At 55.1% G+C, this 16,932-nt stretch carries 21 protein-coding genes; 9 read left to right on the top strand and 12 right to left on the bottom strand.

The features are described from left to right. Window positions 1-128: 128 nt before the first annotated feature. Window positions 129-377 (top strand): GlsB/YeaQ/YmgE family stress response membrane protein, encoded by a 249-nt coding sequence (locus ACOTXF_RS01970; RefSeq protein WP_008500746.1) that lies wholly within the window; start codon window positions 129-131, stop codon window positions 375-377. A gap of 130 nt (window positions 378-507) precedes the next feature. Here ACOTXF_RS01970 and ACOTXF_RS01975 read toward each other — a convergent pair whose 3' ends face one another. After that, window positions 508-606, bottom strand: a complete 99-nt coding sequence (locus ACOTXF_RS01975; RefSeq protein ID WP_014883431.1) for a YoaK family small membrane protein — start codon at window positions 604-606, stop codon at window positions 508-510. Between the two features lie 45 nt (window positions 607-651). Further along, window positions 652-1,680 carry a sensor domain-containing diguanylate cyclase gene (locus tag ACOTXF_RS01980; protein WP_047744961.1) on the bottom strand — a complete coding sequence of 343 codons (1,029 nt, stop codon included), beginning with the start codon at window positions 1,678-1,680 and terminating at the stop codon, window positions 652-654. A 309-nt stretch (window positions 1,681-1,989) separates the two neighbouring features. Here ACOTXF_RS01980 and ACOTXF_RS01985 point away from each other — a divergent pair, with 309 nt between their 5' ends. Then, window positions 1,990-2,244 carry a DUF333 domain-containing protein gene (locus ACOTXF_RS01985; RefSeq protein WP_008500743.1) on the top strand — a complete coding sequence of 85 codons (255 nt, stop codon included), beginning with the start codon at window positions 1,990-1,992 and terminating at the stop codon, window positions 2,242-2,244. Between the two features lie 80 nt (window positions 2,245-2,324). Continuing rightward, window positions 2,325-2,630 (top strand): hypothetical protein, encoded by a 306-nt coding sequence (locus ACOTXF_RS01990; protein WP_008500742.1) that lies wholly within the window; start codon window positions 2,325-2,327, stop codon window positions 2,628-2,630. On the opposite strand, the gene ACOTXF_RS01995 is transcribed toward ACOTXF_RS01990, so the two are convergent. Continuing rightward, window positions 2,631-2,975: a DUF488 domain-containing protein gene (locus tag ACOTXF_RS01995; protein ID WP_023327138.1), complete on the bottom strand. Its 345-nt coding sequence runs from the start codon at window positions 2,973-2,975 to the stop codon at window positions 2,631-2,633. Between the two features lie 101 nt (window positions 2,976-3,076). On the opposite strand from ACOTXF_RS01995, the gene ACOTXF_RS02000 reads away from it, so the two are divergent. Further along, complete coding sequence (locus ACOTXF_RS02000; RefSeq protein ID WP_023292704.1) at window positions 3,077-3,784, top strand: CTP synthase C-terminal region-related (seleno)protein; 708 nt, start codon at window positions 3,077-3,079, stop codon at window positions 3,782-3,784. A 31-nt stretch (window positions 3,785-3,815) separates the two neighbouring features. Here the strand turns inward: ACOTXF_RS02000 and ACOTXF_RS02005 are convergent, their stop codons facing one another. Then, window positions 3,816-5,003 carry a CynX/NimT family MFS transporter gene (locus ACOTXF_RS02005; RefSeq protein ID WP_021241045.1) on the bottom strand — a complete coding sequence of 396 codons (1,188 nt, stop codon included), beginning with the start codon at window positions 5,001-5,003 and terminating at the stop codon, window positions 3,816-3,818. 99 nt (window positions 5,004-5,102) lie between these two features. Here ACOTXF_RS02005 and ACOTXF_RS02010 point away from each other — a divergent pair, with 99 nt between their 5' ends. Further along, window positions 5,103-5,894, top strand: a complete 792-nt coding sequence (locus ACOTXF_RS02010) for an AraC family transcriptional regulator (RefSeq protein WP_045418205.1) — start codon at window positions 5,103-5,105, stop codon at window positions 5,892-5,894. Here ACOTXF_RS02010 and ACOTXF_RS02015 read toward each other — a convergent pair. After that, complete coding sequence (locus ACOTXF_RS02015) at window positions 5,878-6,324, bottom strand: DUF441 domain-containing protein (protein ID WP_008500737.1); 447 nt, start codon at window positions 6,322-6,324, stop codon at window positions 5,878-5,880. The genes ACOTXF_RS02010 and ACOTXF_RS02015 overlap by 17 nt on opposite strands. A 145-nt stretch (window positions 6,325-6,469) precedes the next feature. On the opposite strand from ACOTXF_RS02015, the gene yoaI reads away from it, so the two are divergent. Beyond that, entirely contained in the window at window positions 6,470-6,574 is a 105-nt protein-coding gene (gene yoaI / locus ACOTXF_RS02020) for a small membrane protein YoaI (protein WP_010430055.1), read from the top strand. A gap of 20 nt (window positions 6,575-6,594) precedes the next feature. On the opposite strand, the gene ACOTXF_RS02025 is transcribed toward yoaI, so the two are convergent. The 3 genes from ACOTXF_RS02025 to yeaG form a co-directional block, all read right to left on the bottom strand. Continuing rightward, window positions 6,595-7,095 carry a YbaK/prolyl-tRNA synthetase associated domain-containing protein gene (locus tag ACOTXF_RS02025; protein WP_047744939.1) on the bottom strand — a complete coding sequence of 167 codons (501 nt, stop codon included), beginning with the start codon at window positions 7,093-7,095 and terminating at the stop codon, window positions 6,595-6,597. Between the two features lie 99 nt (window positions 7,096-7,194). Continuing rightward, window positions 7,195-8,478 (bottom strand): YeaH/YhbH family protein, encoded by a 1,284-nt coding sequence (locus tag ACOTXF_RS02030; protein WP_181518866.1) that lies wholly within the window; start codon window positions 8,476-8,478, stop codon window positions 7,195-7,197. 74 nt (window positions 8,479-8,552) lie between these two features. Further along, window positions 8,553-10,487, bottom strand: a complete 1,935-nt coding sequence (yeaG, locus tag ACOTXF_RS02035; protein WP_008500713.1) for a protein kinase YeaG — start codon at window positions 10,485-10,487, stop codon at window positions 8,553-8,555. A 430-nt stretch (window positions 10,488-10,917) separates the two neighbouring features. Between yeaG and ACOTXF_RS02040 the strand changes: the two genes are divergently transcribed. Beyond that, window positions 10,918-11,664: a MipA/OmpV family protein gene (locus tag ACOTXF_RS02040; RefSeq protein WP_021241048.1), complete on the top strand. Its 747-nt coding sequence runs from the start codon at window positions 10,918-10,920 to the stop codon at window positions 11,662-11,664. 78 nt (window positions 11,665-11,742) lie between these two features. On the opposite strand, the gene ACOTXF_RS02045 is transcribed toward ACOTXF_RS02040, so the two are convergent. Continuing rightward, window positions 11,743-12,627, bottom strand: a complete 885-nt coding sequence (locus ACOTXF_RS02045; RefSeq protein WP_023327142.1) for a D-hexose-6-phosphate mutarotase — start codon at window positions 12,625-12,627, stop codon at window positions 11,743-11,745. A 72-nt stretch (window positions 12,628-12,699) separates the two neighbouring features. Beyond that, the gene (gapA, locus tag ACOTXF_RS02050; protein WP_006809136.1) at window positions 12,700-13,695 is read right to left on the bottom strand and encodes a glyceraldehyde-3-phosphate dehydrogenase; all 996 of its coding nucleotides are present in this window, start codon (window positions 13,693-13,695) and stop codon (window positions 12,700-12,702) included. A gap of 341 nt (window positions 13,696-14,036) precedes the next feature. Between gapA and msrB the strand changes: the two genes are divergently transcribed. Next, window positions 14,037-14,450, top strand: coding sequence for a peptide-methionine (R)-S-oxide reductase MsrB (gene msrB / locus ACOTXF_RS02055; RefSeq protein WP_008500710.1), 414 nt, complete (start codon window positions 14,037-14,039; stop codon window positions 14,448-14,450). Between the two features lie 41 nt (window positions 14,451-14,491). Next, entirely contained in the window at window positions 14,492-14,764 is a 273-nt protein-coding gene (locus ACOTXF_RS02060; RefSeq protein ID WP_023327144.1) for a YeaC family protein, read from the top strand. A 50-nt stretch (window positions 14,765-14,814) separates the two neighbouring features. On the opposite strand, the gene ACOTXF_RS02065 is transcribed toward ACOTXF_RS02060, so the two are convergent. Together ACOTXF_RS02065 and pncA are read right to left on the bottom strand one after the other, a co-directional pair. Then, window positions 14,815-16,068: a glycoside hydrolase family 18 protein gene (locus tag ACOTXF_RS02065; protein ID WP_047745202.1), complete on the bottom strand. Its 1,254-nt coding sequence runs from the start codon at window positions 16,066-16,068 to the stop codon at window positions 14,815-14,817. Between the two features lie 222 nt (window positions 16,069-16,290). Then, the gene (gene pncA / locus ACOTXF_RS02070; RefSeq protein ID WP_021241052.1) at window positions 16,291-16,932 is read right to left on the bottom strand and encodes a bifunctional nicotinamidase/pyrazinamidase; all 642 of its coding nucleotides are present in this window, start codon (window positions 16,930-16,932) and stop codon (window positions 16,291-16,293) included.

Raw genomic sequence — 16,932 nt, forward strand, 5'->3', positions numbered from 1 at the left:
CATTTTTTTGATGAATAATTCCCCACTCTCTCATTGTGATGCTTATCACAAATTTCCTTTCTGGAATCCTGTGCTATCCTTTTTTGTGTCGTTGATTTAATGACAAAAACCATACAGAGAGGAAAGTTATGGGAATTTTATCCTGGATTATCTTTGGGCTTATTGCGGGTATTCTGGCGAAGTGGATCATGCCGGGCAAAGATGGCGGTGGGTTTATCGTCACCGTAATACTGGGTATTGTCGGCGCGGTAGTCGGCGGCTGGATCAGTACGCTGTTCGGTTTTGGCAAGGTCGATGGCTTTAACTTCGGCAGTTTCGCCGTCGCGGTGATCGGTGCGCTGGTTGTTCTGTTTATCTACAGAAAGATCAAAAGCTAAGGTCTGAAAGCGTTGAAAAAGGCTGCCAGATGGCGGCCTTTTTACGTACTGGCGTTTACCACCAGCCAAGCTGCGTGCCGGCAAACGCCGCGATGGCAACGATCAGCATAATGACGGTTGTCTTCCGCATTTATGCCCCCGGCGCCGCGTAACCGCCGACAAAAAACCACGCTAAAAATACCACCGCCGTTATAAATATAACGACCGGGAAGAGGATCCCTATTCTCATACCATCACCTGTTTCGGTTTCTGTAACGCCGTAGAGTGTACGGGGTTAATCAATGGTGAGAAAGCGTGATTTGCTTTTTCCTTTCTTATCCTGATACATCGCGACATCCGCAGCGCGTAACGCGCTGTCAGGATCGGTTGCGGCACGGTCCACTTCGATCACGCCGAAGCTGGCGCCCGGATAAATAATATGAACGCTGCCCAGCCAGTATTCGCCAGCGATGCAGGCGCTGAGGCGCGTTTTGAGCAGCGTAAGCTGCGCGTTATCCCCGTCCTGGTGGGGCTGGCTTAGCGACGCCACCAGAAATTCATCCCCGCCCAGACGACCGATAATATCGTCCTGCTGTTTCTCTTCCGTCAAACGCTTACCCACTTCTATCAGGAACTGGTCGCCAGCCTCGTGGCCGTAACGATCGTTAATCAGTTTGAAATCATCCAGATCGATGAACGCGATGATGGCGTTACGCTTAAGATGCCGGGCCAGAGAAAAGAGGGTGGTCAGATCTTCAAAAATGGCGCGACGGTTGGGTAAACCGGTAAGGGCATCCGTATAGGAGTGCGCGATGAGGGCCGCATTGGCTTCGCGAAGCTGGGTCACCAGCGACTCTTTCTGAATGGACTGGGCAATCAGCCCGGCGAAGAGCTTCAGAACCTGTTCAGCGCGCTCGCTCAGCGGCTTTCTGGCCGTGCTGGTGGCGCAGAGCGTTCCGTAAAGTGAACCATCGGCAAGATGGACAGGAATACTCATGTAGGTGGTAATGCCAAGCGCTTTTGCGGCTTCACACTCGGGCCAGCGCTCGGGCACGTCATTGCTGAATATCGTGTCACTATCCAGCGCGCGCTTGCACAGCGTCTCATCCCATGGGACGCTCAGCCCCTCCGGGATCGTCATCTGTTTGCTGTTGCGAGCGTAGAGAATGTGCTGCAGCCGCGCTTCGATATCCACCTTCGTCAGGTAGGTCGACTCCATGTCGGTGACAATCTCCAGCATCTCCAGCAGCTGGCGAACGAGGCTTTCAAGGGATTGCTCGGTGGCAAGGGTTTCTGAAACGCGAGCGAGGATAAGATCCGACATGACGTAGAATGACTCCCAGGCAGAAGACGTCTGCATCTGCATGTTATGCTGAATTTTTAGGCTTCAGACATAGTAAAACATGAATACATAAAATTTAATATATGCAGGGGGCGGGCAGCAGGCGAGAAAAAAAGCCCCGTTGTTGAGACCGGGGCAAAGACATCTTGATTACGGAATGATGTTCTCTGGTCATATCGAGAACATGCCACACTATAGTGCTGAAAAGTGCAGTTAAAATGGAGAAATCATGGAGAACGTGGCGATGACCCGTTACCCTTAGACTCTGATGACGTCAAAAGGATCAATGAGATGAGATTTCTGCTTCTGGCGCTGGCGCTTCCCCTGGCCGCCTGCACCGCAAAAACCACGCCACCTGATGCACCGAAACCGCCGCACGTTATCGGTATGGCGAACCCAGCTTCCGTCTACTGTCTGGAGAAAGGCGGGGAACAGGTCCCGGTTCAAAGCCCGCAGGGTGTGCGTACCGAGTGCAAATTACCGGGCGGCGAAGTGATTGATGAATGGACGCTCTATCGTCGCGACCATCCGCAACCCGCCAGGTGACAAAGTAATATTGCCTGCGATACACTTCTCTTTAAGATTATTCTTAGCCAGTTCCTGGCGTTCGTTATCGTGAGAGAAGTATGTTTCAGCTAAAACCGGGCAGCATGGCGATGATCGTTGGCGCCCGCACGGCGTCAGGCCGTCGCAATATTGGTAAATCCGTTGAGCTGTTTGGCCTTTGCCAGCCTGGCCTGCGTTTTGTTAACCCGGTCAACGGCGTGATGACGCAATTACCGGTCACCGCAGATCGCGCGCTTTGGCTGGTGACGGGTGACGTCTACGCCTTTGACAACCAGCACGGCTTTGCCTTTGTCCGCGCCGAACATCTGATGCCGCTCACCCCGGATGAAGCGCCGCAAATTCTGGATGAACTGACGATCGGCTGATCACAGATGGCGCAGCCAGTCGGCTAAGACCAGAGCGTGATTTTGCTCCGTGTTTTTGGCAGCAAAGAGCAGGGTGACGGTCTGCCTGCGCGCCAGCGTCGCCAGACGCACGCCCTCGTCAGCCTGCTGCGCCAGCTCTTCCCGATAGGCCTGACTGAAGGCGGCGAAATCAATCGTGTCGCTGTGAAAAGCCTTGCGTAATTCATTCGAAGGCGTGAGCGCTTTACACCATTCGTCATACGCGAGATCCGTTTTCTTCAGCCCGCGTGGCCACAGCCTGTCCACCAGTACCCGATAGCCGTCGTCAGGGCTTGCCTGTTCGTATACCCGTTTGCACTGAATCATGATTCCACCCTCCCAATTTAAGGTATTGTGATAATTGCAAAAGATCGGTAGTCTGAGGTTCCTTATGTTATCTGATAATACTCTGGCATAAGGAACCTTTCATGGAACACCTCCCGGTTAAAACAACGCTGCGCATTGCGCTGGTTGGCGATTACAATCCCAATGTTATTGCGCATCAGGCTATCCCGCTGGCCATTGACGACGCCGCTGCAGTGCTTGACCTCACCGCCGATTACGACTGGCTGGCCACGACGGAGCTAACAAGTGCTGAAGATCTGGTGGGCTACGATGCCATCTGGCTGGTTCCTGCCAGCCCCTATAAAAACACGGCGGCCGCTTTTATTGCCGCGCGCTACGCCCGTGAGAACGGCATCCCGTTCCTGGGCACCTGCGGCGGGTTCCAGCATGCGCTGATTGAGTATGCCCGAAACGTGCTGGGCTGGGCTGATGCGGCACACGCTGAGACGGATACCGAAGGCACCATGGTGATTGCGCCGCTGACCTGCTCGCTGGTGGAAAAAACGGATGCCATTGAGCTGCGCAATAATACGCTGATCGCCAAAGCGTACGGCAAGCCCGAAATTGAAGAGGGGTATCACTGTAACTATGGCGTGTCGCCGGCGTTTGCGCAGGCGCTGGAAAGCGGTGATATGCATGTGACGGGCTGGGACGATCGGGGTGAAATCCGTGCCGCGGAGCTGGTGACGCACCCGTTCTTCGTGATCACCTTATTCCAGCATGAACGTGCCGCGCTGGAAGGACGCCCGGTCGTGCTGGTGCAGGCGATGCTGCGCGCAGCGCGCGGGTAAAAAAGGCAGACCCGGTGGTCTGCCTGAGGATTTAACGGGGCGCGATCTCCCGGTCTCGCCCGGCTAACACACCGCAGATAGCCATTATCACAGCGGCCAGCGCACAGCCCAGAAGCGGGATTTGCCAGTCTCCTGCGGTATCGTGAATTTTCCCCATCAGCGGCGGGCCGCAGGCGGCAAGCAGGTAGCCAATCGACTGTGCCATTCCGGAGAGCGCCGCCGCCTGGTGCGCAGAGCTGGCGCGCAGGCCGATGAACGTCAGGCCGAGGATCATTGTTGCCCCTGTGCCAAAGCCAAACATCAGCGTCCACATCACCGCCATTCCGGGCATAAACCATAATCCTGCCGCGCTTATCGCGCACATCAGGGCCACTAAGCCTGCGATCGCTCGCTGATCTTTCAGGCGGTGGAGGATCAGCGGAACGGCGAGTCCCGGCACGGCCGTGGCCAGCTGCAACAGACCGTGCACCGAACCGGCCTGCGCTTCGCTGTAGCCATGGCTCAGCAATATCGCCGGCAGCCAGCCGATGATGACGTAGTAGATCAGCGAGTTAATTCCTAAAAAGAGCGTCACCTGCCAGGCGAGGGCCGAGCGCCAGAGCGCGCGGTTTTGCAGCGCGCCTGCGCCCGTTACCGTTGCGACGTGTTTCTGACGCCACTGCGGCAGCCAGAGCAGCAGTGCGACCAGCGGAAACGCCATCAGCATCAGCAGCGCGCCATGCCAGCCCGCGCTCCCCTGTGCAAGGGGAACGATCATTGCTGAGCCAAACGCCGCCGAGACGCCCATCGTCAGGGAATAGGCGCCGGTGAGCTTCGCCACCTGGCCCGGAAAATCACGCTTAATTAATCCCGGTAACAGCACGTTCCCGAGCGCAATACCGCAGCCGACGATCGCCGTTCCGATGAAAAGCAAAGCGGCGGAAGGCAGCGAGCGAACGGCAATCCCGGCGCAAATGAGCAGCAGGGCGATAAACAGGCTGCGCTCCATGCCGATACGCCGGGCAACGCCTGCGGCGAGCGGCGAGACAAGGGCGAAAGCCAGCAGGGGCAGGGTGGTCAGCAGACCGGTTTGCGCCGTGCTTAAGCCATAATCAAGACGAATGGTATCGAGCAGCGGCGCTGCGCCAGTAAAGGTGACGCGAAGCGTGGTGGCAATCATCAGGATGCCTGCAATCAACAGCGCGCCGTGTTTTCCTGAGGTGCGAATAGCAGTAGTCATTATGTTCTCATACGTTCAAGCGAGCGCACACAATACCGATTTTCTCAGCGGTTGAAATCAGGCTAAAATGACAGTTTATCGCTCATATCGGACAAACTGATGATTGGTCTGGGACTGGAAGGCTACGATCCAGATAGCCAGTACGATGCGGCCGTCGCATTTCGCATTCAGGTAGTGGCGGAGGAACAATATATTCCGCTTCATCATCACCGTAAGGGGCAGCTGATTCTGGCCCTCGGCGGCGCAATCACCTGTGAAGTGGAAAATGCCATGCTGATGGTGCCGCCCCAGTATGCCGTCTGGATCCCCGGCCAGATGCCGCACAGTAACAGGGCCACGCCGGGCGCGCAGCTCTGCTTTTTGTTTATTGAGCCGGGGGCTGCCAGCCTGCCCGAGCGCTGCTGTACTCTGAAAATCTCCCCCCTGGTGCGTGAGCTGATTTTATCGCTCGCGGAAAAATCTCGTGAACAGCTGCAGCTCGCGGCCACCTCGCGTCTGGTGGACGTCCTGTTTGACGAGCTGCCGCTCCAGCGACAGGAGCATCTGCAGCTGCCCGTGTCGCCCCATCCCAAAATCCGGCTGATGAGCGAGAAGATGGCGGAAGAGCCCGCCGCCTGGCAGACGCTGGCGCAGTGGGCGAGCCACTTCGCCATGAGCGAGCGCAACCTGGCGCGGCTGGTAGTGAAGGAGACCGGTCTGAGCTTCCGCCGCTGGCGTCACCAGCTGCAGCTGATTATGGCGTTACAGCATTTAATAAGCGGCAAATCGGTGCAGCATGTGGCCCAGTCACTTGGCTATGACTCGACCACCGCGTTTATCACCATGTTCAGGAAGGGACTGGGCCAGACGCCGGCGCGTTATATGGCCAGCCTGACTACGACTTCCCAATAAACAGCGAGACAAGGCCTGCCGCAATCAGCGGGCCGACCGGCACACCGCGAAAGAGCGCCACGCCCAGCACGGTGCCCACCAGCAGGCCCGCCACCAGCGAGGGCTGGCTGCTCATCAGCGTGACGCCGCGTCCGCCCAGCCATGACACAAAAATCCCCACCGCGATCGCCACCAGCGATTTCCAGTTTACAAACGAATGCAGCAGCGTTGAGGCGGGAAGCGTGCCGCTGGCGATGGGCGCCATTACCCCGATGGTTAAGATGATGATCCCGATGGTGAGGCCTTGTTTTTCTATCCACGGGAAAAAGGTATTTAACGGGGTCACGCGCACAATAATCAGCACCAGAATCGAGATGGCGACGGTAGTGTTATGGCTGATAAAGCCGAGCGCGGCGAGTGCCAGAAGAATGAGCAGAGTAGGGTCAAACATAGGGAATCCTTGCCAGAAAAATTGTTCTGTTTACTGTACGCGCAAACGCGGCAGAGAACAGTGTTAAAAAGATTTTGTCGTTGTCATAACCTTGTCATTTACGCGGATTAAAACGAAAGCAGATATCGCAAAAGGGGTCGCCATCATGAACGATCACATGTTTGTGGAAACGCTGATTATCTCCTCATCGTTTTTCGCTATTGCCGTTATTCTCGTTGCCTCCGTGCTGTTTCTGGAACGAAAAGGCTGACAGGGCGTCAGCCATCGCAGTTACGCTTTATGGAAGGTGACCAGCTCAGGACGGGCGATGCGCAGGTAATCCTGGGTATCCATAATCACGGATTTTTCCAGCAGGCCGGCGTTAAACGCGATTTCGTCAAAGCGCTCGAACAGCAGCGGGTCGGCAACCAGTGCCAGGTCAGGATGAAAGCTAAAGGGCGGGATAGCGCCGAAAACGCAGGCGGTCAGGGCATCGACTTCGGCCGGGCTGGCGAGGGAGGCCTTTAGCCCGCCAAAATGGCTGGCAAGCTGGCTCAGGTCAGCCTGCAGGTCGGCGGCCAGAATCGCCAGAACGTGTTTTTTCACGCCGTTTCCCTTCACCTTGCAGACCAGGGCCTTGGCGCCTTGCCGCAGATCGGTTCCGCGAATTTCACTTACCGCTTCACATTTCCCGACCGCTTCGTGCTCCATGACGCGAAAACGCGCGCCCTGCGCGGTGAGTAAGGTAATGAGCTGCTGGTGGGTTCCTGTTCCAATAACGTCGTCAGTCATAACGATTTTCCCGGTGATAATCCAGAATGCAGCGTTCTACATTAGCACGGGATGAACGGGGTCGAAAGAAAACAGCCAGCGGGTTCGCTGGCTGTGGGATTATGCGTTGCTGGTAGCAGACTGCTTGTGGAACAGCTCCCTGAACACCGGATAAATGTCATCCTGGTCACGGATATGCTGCATGGCAAAATTATCGAACATCGACTGCAGATGCTCATACTCCCGCCACAGGGTCTGGTGAGCACGACGGGTGATTTCGATATAGCTGTAGTAACGCACGACCGGCAGAATTTTCTTCGCCAGAATCTCGTGACACAGCGGCGAGTCGTCGGCCCAGTTATCGCCATCCGACGCCTGCGCGGCATAAATGTTCCACTGTGCCGGGTCGTAGCGCTCTTTGACCACTTCATCCATCAGCTTCAGCGCGCTCGAGACGATGGTGCCCCCGGTTTCCTGCGAGTAGAAGAACTCATGTTCATCCACTTCTTTTGCCTGGGTATGGTGGCGGATATAGACCACCTCGACGTTCTTATAGGTTCTGCTCAGGAACAGATAGAGCAGAATATAGAAGCGCTTTGCCATATCCTTGGTGGCCTGGTCCATCGAGCCGGACACGTCCATCAGACAGAACATCACCGCCTGGCTGGAGGGCTCAGGGCGTTTTTCGTAGTTCTTGTAGCGCAGGTCGAAGGTGTCGATAAACGGGACCCGTTCGATCTTCGCCCTCAGATCTGCAATCTCTTTACGCAGGCGCTCCTCTTCCAGCAGTTGCGCCGGTTCCGTATTTTCCACCACCTTCAGGCTGCTCTCCAGCTCGCGCAGTTCGCGACGTTTGCCTGCCGTCATGGCCGTGCGTCGCGCCAGCGAGTTCTGCAACGAACGCACGACGCTGATGTTGGCGGGCACGCCGTTGGCGGTATAGCCCGCGCGGTGGGTTTTATATTCATTAAGCTGACGATGCTGATTCTTTTTCAGATTCGGCAGCGCCAGGTCTTCGAAAAGCAGGTCGAGATATTCATCTTTTGAGATCTGGAAGACAAATTCGTCCTGACCTTCACCGTCCTGGCTGGCCTGTCCCTGACCGCTTCCTGAACCACCGCCGCCGCCCTGAGGGCGCTCAATTCTGTCGTTCTGAACGAAGTGGTCATTACCTGGGTGTACGCGATGGCGCAGGCCGCCTCGCCCCTGATGAAACATCGGTTCGCTGATGTCATCGGTGGGGATGGAGACAGACTCGCCGCTGTCGACGTCGGTCACCGAGCGTTTGTTGATGGCCTCGGAGATAGACTGTTTAATTTGCGCTTTATAACGACGCAAGAAGCGCTGGCGGTTCACCGTGCTCTTGTTTTTGCCGTTAAGACGCCGGTCAATAAACCAGGTCATATACCCCCCGTACTGCATTTGCCAACTTGCATTTTGTAGGCCCGGCAGGCGCTAACCGCCGCCGGGCACTTGTTTTAAGACGATTTACGCACGCGCAGGTACCATTCGCAGAGCAGGCGGACCTGTTTGCGGGTGTAGCCTTTTTCCATCATACGGTCGACAAAATCGTCGTGTTTTTTCTGTTCATCGGTTGAGGTTTTGGCGTTAAACGAGATCACCGGCAGCAGCTCTTCGGTATTGGAGAACATTTTCTTCTCAATGACCGTGCGCAGCTTCTCGTAGCTGGTCCAGTTCGGATTGCGCCCGTTGTTATGCGCTCTGGCGCGCAGGACGAAGTTCACAATCTCATTACGGAAGTCTTTCGGGTTGCTGATCCCGGCAGGCTTCTCGATTTTTTCCAGCTCCGCGTTCAGGGATTCACGGTCAAACAGCTGGCCGGTATCCGGGTCGCGGTACTCCTGATCCTGGATCCAGAAGTCAGCGTAGGTGACATAACGGTCAAAAATGTTCTGCCCGTATTCTGAATAGGATTCCAGGTAGGCCGTCTGGATCTCTTTGCCAATGAACTCGGCGTATTTCGGGATCAGATAACCTTTCAGGAACTCAAGGTAGCGTTCAGCCTGCTCCTGCGGGAACTGCTCGCGCTCGATTTGCTGCTCCAGCACGTAGAACAGATGCACCGGGTTGGCCGCCACTTCCGCATGGTCGAAGTTAAAGACGCGGGAGAGGATCTTAAACGCGAAGCGCGTGGACAGACCGTTCATCCCTTCATCAACCCCGGCGTAGTCGCGATACTCCTGATACGACTTCGCTTTCGGATCGGTATCCTTCAGGCTCTCACCGTCATAGACGCGCATTTTCGAGTAGATGCTGGAGTTTTCCGGCTCTTTCAGGCGCGACAGGATGGAGAAGCGAGACAGCGTTTCCAGCGTGCCCGGCGCGCACGGCGCATGCACCAGCTCACTGTGGTTAAGCAGTTTCTCGTAAATTTTGATCTCTTCGGAGATCCGCAGGCAGTAAGGCACCTTGACGATGTACACGCGGTCAAGGAAGGCCTCGTTGTTTTTGTTGTTACGGAAGGTTACCCATTCAGATTCGTTCGAGTGGGCAAGAATGATCCCGTTAAACGGCAGGGCGGAGATACCTTCCGTCCCGTTGTAGTTTCCTTCCTGAGTGGCCGTCAGCAGCGGATGCAGCACCTTGATGGGCGCTTTAAACATCTCGACGAATTCCATAATCCCCTGGTTAGCCCGGCACAGCGCGCCAGAGTAACCGTAGGCATCCGGGTCGTTTTGCGCGAAGTTTTCCAGCTTGCGGATGTCGACCTTACCGACCAGCGCCGAAATATCCTGGTTGTTCTCATCACCGGGTTCCGTTTTGGCGATGGCGATCTGTTCCAGGATCGACGGCCAGACTTTCACCACGCGGAATTTGGTGATGTCGCCACCAAACTCATGCAGGCGCTTGGCCGCCCACGGGGACATGATGGTGCCGAGGTAGCGACGCGGGATGCCGTACTCTTTATCCAGAATCTGCGCATCTTCCTGCGGATTGAACAAGCACAGCGGATGGTCATTCACCGGGCTGCGCTCGCCGTTGGCGCTCAGCACATAGATAGGCACGCGCTGCATCAGCGACTTCAGGCGTTCCGCCAGCGAGGATTTACCGCCGCCCACGGGGCCGAGTAAATAAAGGATCTGTTTCTTCTCTTCCAGACCCTGAGCGGCATGCTTCAGGTAGGAGACAATCTGTTCGATGGCATCTTCCATACCATAGAACTCTTCAAACGCCGGGTATCGGGCGACCACCCGATTCGAAAAGAGACGGGAAAGCCGGGGTTCCAGGGCAGTGTCAACCATGTTTGGCTCACCAATAGCCATTAATAGCCGTTCTGCCGCATTGGCATAGGCACTGCGATCTTGCCGACAGATGGTAAGAAACTCCTGCAGTGTGAACTCTTCGTCCTTGGCAGCTTCATAGCGCTGGCGATAGTGATCGAATATATTCATGGCATGCCGTCCTTTCGTTTTTTAGCACAGGATAAGAGCCGTTCGTATGAGTAGTGGAGGCTCCCGGAAGAGAATCTCTCGCACCTCACTGCCAGAGCAGCAACCTGTGTGCCAGGTCAGAGGCTAAGAACCGCAGGTGTTCAGGAAAACTCTTCTTAAATTAAAGCGTAGATGGCATTTGCAAAACTTGCATGCCCATAAAATCTACTTTCAATGACATATCAATAACTCATCCAAAAATTTCCACTCTGGTAATAAGTCAAAAGCACGTTTTTCATTCAGCGGTCATGTAAATGAAAGCAGGTTGTCATCTGATAAGTTAAAAATAATGGGTTAATCGGACTGATTAGCAGGCAAAAAATTTTGGGATGTACGGGAATGGCGGTTACACTTCACCCGCTGATTATTTGACTACAGGAAAGAATGGATTGTGACCAAACTCAAACTTCTGGCATTAGGCATCCTTGCCGCGACCGCAGTAAGCACCGCACAGGCGGAAAGTCAGTGGACGGTTGGCGCGGGTGTTGGCGTCATTAACAGCCCGTACAAACAGTATGACCGTGATGTTTATCCTGTCCCGGTTATCACCTATGAAGGCGATAACGTCTGGTTCCGTGGGCTCGGCGGCGGCTACTATCTGTGGAACGATACGGCCGATAAGCTTTCCATCATGGCGTACTACGATCCTACGCACTTCAAGCCGGGTGACAGCGACAGCCACGCGCTTCGCCAGCTCGACAAGCGTAAAAGCTCGATGATGGCCGGCCTCTCTTATGTGCATAACACCCAGTATGGCTTCCTGCGTACGGCCCTGGCAGGCGATACGCTGGATAACAGCAACGGCTTTATCTGGGATCTGGCGTGGCTGTACCGTTACACCAACGGTGGTCTGACCCTGACGCCGGGTATTGGTGTGCAGTACAACAGCGAGAACTACAATGACTACTATTATGGCGTCTCTAAAAACGAGTCCCGTCGTAGCGGTCTGAAGAGCTACAGCGCAGATGACGGCTGGGATCCGTACCTGGAGCTGACCGCGAGCTATAACTTCCTTGGCGACTGGAGCGTGTACGGTACTGGCCGTTATGAGCGTCTGAGCGATGAAGTGAAAGACAGCCCGATGGTCGATAAGTCCTGGGCAGGCATCTTTTCTGTCGGTGTGACCTACAAGTTCTGATTGTGCACTTATATTGTGCAATTGGTGCATCAAAACGGGGCGCTTGCGCCCCGTTTGCTTTAGTGAGGTGCAGCGAGATTATCGCTTAATAATGCGGATCGTCTGACCTAAACGAGATGGCTTTTCTTCACTCGCTTTCTGCGGGGCAGTCACGCAGGCCGTTTCCACGCAGACAAACGTTTTATAACCGTCGTCAGGCACGTCGGCCATGCTGACAGACAGTGCAGGACCCGGGTTCCAGCCCACCACGTTGCTGTGATGGTGATGTACTACCTCAATGCCGCGGTTCAGGGCACCGTCGTGGATCATGCTGCATGCTTCCGGATGCAGATAGACGCGGTCGGTACGGTCAGGAAACGCCTGAACGCCGTCGCTGAGTTTGCCTTCTTTCGCGTTGTCGACTTTATCGATAAAGGTATCGCCAAGGCCACTCACCTTCACAGCGCTGATGTCACCCACGTTGAAATAGGTGTGCAGGGCGGAGGTGGTTTCGAACTCGCCGTGGGCTTCCAGTTCGATTTCACAGGTTTTACCCAGCTTAAAGCGGGCGTACAGGGTGAAATCGTGCGGCCACAGGGCGCGGGTTTCGTCATTAGCCTGCAGCTCAAAGGTCAGCACGGCGCCGCTGTCGTCTTCGTTATGCGCTTTCAGGGTCCACTGCTGGTTACGGGCAAAACCGTGAGAAGGCAAACCCGGCTGTGCGGACGGGCCGAACCACGGCCAGCAGATCGGTACGCCACCACGGATTGCAGCCCCTTTTTTGAAGGAGGTCGCATCACTGAGCCACAATCCCTCAACTTCACCCTCCGGCTTCCAGGAGAGCAGGTGGGCGCCGTTCAGCGCCACGGAGGCCTTAACGCGCGGATGGTCAACGACGATAACGTCAGCACCGTCAATCTGGCGGCGGGAGAGCACAGGGGTAAGTTGTTCGACTACCGGAAGTGCAAAAATTTTATTAATCATTAAGCAATCCTCTGTCTTATAAATAAAAAAGGCGACCGAAGTCGCCTTTTTGGATCAAACACTCATCTCAACTTATTTGGAGATGTGAGCGATCAGGTCCAGTACTTTGTTAGAGTAGCCGGTTTCGTTGTCGTACCAGGATACCAGTTTAACGAAGTTGTCGTTCAGTGCGATACCTGCTTTAGCATCGAACACGGAAGTGCACACTTCGCCGTTGAAATCGGTAGATACAACGTCGTCTTCGGTGTAACCCAGAACGCCTTTCATTGGGCCTTCGGAAGCAGCTTTAATTGCTTTCTTAATTTCTTCATAAGAAGCAGCTTTTTCCAGACGAACGGTCAGGTCAACAACGGATACGTTAGGAGTTGGAACGCGGAACGCCATACCAGTCAGTTTGCCATTCAGTTCTGGCAGTACTTTACCTACAGCTTTAGCCGCACCGGTAGAGGATGGGATGATGTTCTGAGCCGCGCCACGGCCGCCGCGCCAGTCTTTGTGAGACGGGCCATCAACGGTTTTCTGAGTAGCGGTGGTTGCGTGAACGGTAGTCATCAGACCTTCGATGATGCCGAAGTTGTCGTTGATAACTTTAGCCAGCGGTGCCAGGCAGTTGGTGGTGCAGGATGCGTTGGAAACGATGTCCTGGCCAGCGTAAGTTTCGAAGTTTGCACCACGAACGAACATTGGAGTGTTGTCTTTGGAAGGACCCGTCAGAACAACTTTCTTCGCACCCGCAGTGATGTGTTTACGTGCAGTTTCGTCGGTCAGGAAGATACCGGTTGCTTCAGCAACAACGTCAACACCAATTTCGTTCCATTTCAGGTTAGCTGGGTCTTTCTCAGCAGTAACGCGGATGGTTTTGCCATTTACAACCAGGTGGCCGTCTTTCACTTCAACGGTGCCGTCGAAACGACCGTGAGTTGAGTCGTACTTCAGCATGTACGCCATGTATTCAGCGTCCAGGAGATCGTTGATACCAACGATTTCGATGTCAGAACGTTTCTGAGCAGCACGGAAAACAATACGGCCGATACGGCCAAAACCGTTGATACCTACTTTGATAGTCATATATTCCACCAGCTATTTGTTAGTGAATAAAAGGTTGCCTGTAAAATTACAAAAACCTTACGCAGCGTCAAGCGGAATCGTGTCAATCATTGCGACAAATCAATCCTGTGACTAACGTTTGTGCGACTGACTCGCCTCACTTTCCCTTTGAGCTTGCAACCACATGGGGGCTGCGCCCGGAATTTTAAAGTCCTCGCAGGATAAAAATGTGAATATGATCACAATTGCCTGACCGCCTTTTCGCGACACATAAGTTTAGATCAAAAGTGCACGCAAGGGTGTTAATGTTTTGTTAGAATGCGGGGTAAAAGATGTCTGTTTCTACAGCGAGATGTAAGCATATGTCGAACCAACGTAACCCCGACGATTTGAAAAAAAACCTCACAGAAATGCAGTTTTACGTGACGCAAAACCACGGGACGGAACCGCCGTTCACCGGGCGTTTACTGCACAACAAGCGAGACGGCGTCTACCACTGCCTGGTCTGTGATGCTCCGCTGTTCAATTCCCAAACGAAATTTGATTCGGGCTGCGGCTGGCCGAGCTTTTACGAGCCGGTGAGCGATGAGGCTATCCGCTATCTGACCGACTCGTCCCACGGTATGGTGCGCACCGAAATTCGCTGCGGCAACTGTGATGCGCACCTTGGACACGTCTTCCCGGATGGCCCTCAGCCAACGGGCGAGCGTTTCTGCGTGAATTCCGCCTCAATGAGCTTCACTGACGACGAAAACGGCGACCAGATCAAGGGTTGAAAAAACGATTCAGCAAATTATTCCTTTAAAAGGGCGGGATTGTGAATATTGAAGACATGATTAGCGGTATGACGCCGGAGATTTATCAGCGTCTGGTCACCGCCGTAGAGCTGGGAAAATGGCCCGATGGCGTCGCGCTGACCCCGGAGCAGAAAGAGAACAGCCTGCAGCTGGTGATGCTGTGGCAGGCGCGCAACAACACCGACGCGCAGCACATGACGATCGACACCCGTGGCCAGATGGTGATGAAGAGCAAGCGTGAGCTGAAAGAGGACTTCGGTATCACCCCGAAACCGATTGCGACTTTCAAATAATGCTCTCATGTAGGCCGGGTAAGCGCTAGCGCCACCCGGCACGCTACACTTTAGTGCGGGATCCCGAGCGACGCCGCCAGCTGCTTCGCTAACTGGTTTTCGTCATCCGCGCCGTACTCCCAGAACATCGCCCCGGCGAGACCTTTCTCTTTGATGTAGTCCGCTTTGATCGCCACGGATCGCGGGTTCTCATACGAAATCGCAAACAGCGCGCTGCCATCGGCACCCTTCACCGAAAGCCACGGCACTTTCGCCTGGTCGTCCCAGTGCTCGGTAAAGCGTTTTTGCGGATCGTTCAGCAGCTTTTTGACGATATCGTTGTACTTCACGTAGGTATCTTTGGTCAGGTCGTAGCCGAGCGACTTGAACAACCCGATCTCCTGCGGCCCGAAGTAGGGCTGAGTCGCTGGATTTTTTTGCGCGTCGGGTTTCGTCCAGTCAATGCCCGGCTCCACGGCGCGTTTCGGCACGCGGCCATAGAAACCAATCCCGAGGTTCATCTGCTGAGGCTTCAGCCCGGCGGCCAGATAGTTGTTCACCACAAAATCGACGCTGTATTTGTCCGCGGCGGCCACCGTCGGCCAGGCGCTGGAGTCGTACAGGTTGGCGTTGAAATACTGCGTGCCGTACGCCATGTCGTAGGTCATCAGGTTGATGTAGTCGAGCAGGGGCGCAATGGCTTTCACATCCACCCAGCTTTTCGGACTTTCCGCATTCGCGCCTACCGCAATGGTCACCAGCTTTTTATGCCCGAACGCGTCGCGCATCTCCTTCAGCAGGGCGGTAAAGTTATCCCGGTCGGCAGGCTGGCTTGCCACCAGGCCCCAGGCGCCGTTGACCGGATACTCCCAGTCGAGGTCGATCCCGTCCAGACCATATTTTTCAACAATCTCCTGCGCGGAGCGGATGAACACCGCGCGACTCTCTTGGGTTGCCGCTGCGCCAGAGAAACCACGCGCGCCCCAGCCGCCGACGGAGAGCAGGACCTTAAGGTTTGGGTTTTGCTTACGCAGGGTGGGGATCAAGGCCAGGTCGGACGCCACTTTTGGCGATAGCCAGATTTGATGCAGCTTCGCCGGATCTTTCAGCGCGGCGTTGGTTTCGTCTTTTTCGTCGTTATAGACCAGACCAAACGAGTAGTTCAGGTGGGTGATCTGGCGAACGTCCAGTTTATTGATATCGCCACCCGGTCCGGCGGTGACGTCGCCACCCCCGTTAAAGTAGCCCACGGACATCAGGGAACTGGCGGAGGCAACTGACGCGCAAAGCAAGGGTAGTGCTGCCAGCAAGGGCAAACGTTTCATACAAGTTCCTCTTTGACTTAATAAAATTAACCACGCCACGGAAAAGGCGTGGCGAAAAAACAGCCTGAAGAGAATAGCATTGCCGCTTCGCTGAGGTTGCGAGGGAGTTCACTTTATGGGGATCGGAGGGGGAGTTTTGCAGGGTGGCGCTGACGCTTACCCGGCCTACAAAACCAAAGAAGTCGGCCGGGTAAGGCGCAGCCGCCACCCGGCTTAAAAGGCCTAAGCCTGGGTTTCCAGCCAGTCTTCGAGCGTATACAGCGTCGCGCCTTCCGCAGCCATATCCATAAACGCCTGAGCGCTGTCCTGCGGGTGAATGTTCACCCCGCGGCAGCCGTCGGTGATGACGCTGACGGTGTAGCCAAGCTGAAGCGCATCCAGCACGGTGAACTTCACGCAGTAGTCCGTTGCCAGCCCCAGCACAATCAGCTCGGTGATTTCATGGTGACGTAACCAGGCGTCCAGCGCCGTTTTCTGGCGATGCCCGTTATCAAAAAACGCGCTATAGCTGTCGATAGCCGGGTTTTCACCTTTATGGAACACCGCGTCGATGGCTTTCTGGTTCAGGAGCGGATGTAACTCCGCGCCTTCCGTTTGCTGTACGCAGTGATCCGGCCAGAAAGTTTGCGCCAGCCCGTCGAGTTCACCCTGGGTGAAGGGCTCGACATTGTGCTGGCTGGCAAAGCTGCCGTGATTTGCCGGGTGCCAGTCCTGGCTTGCGACAACTGCTTCACCACGGGCTTTGCACCAGTCAATCAGCGTGTTGGCCACGTCAACGGTGCTGTCACCTTCGGCGACGGCCAGCGCACCGCCCGCGCAGAAATCATTTTGCAAATCGACCAGGAGCAGGGCGCGTTGCTTCAT

Source organism: Enterobacter cloacae complex sp. IR53041, assembly GCF_049238285.1.
In the GTDB taxonomy this organism is placed as follows: domain Bacteria; phylum Pseudomonadota; class Gammaproteobacteria; order Enterobacterales; family Enterobacteriaceae; genus Enterobacter; species Enterobacter roggenkampii.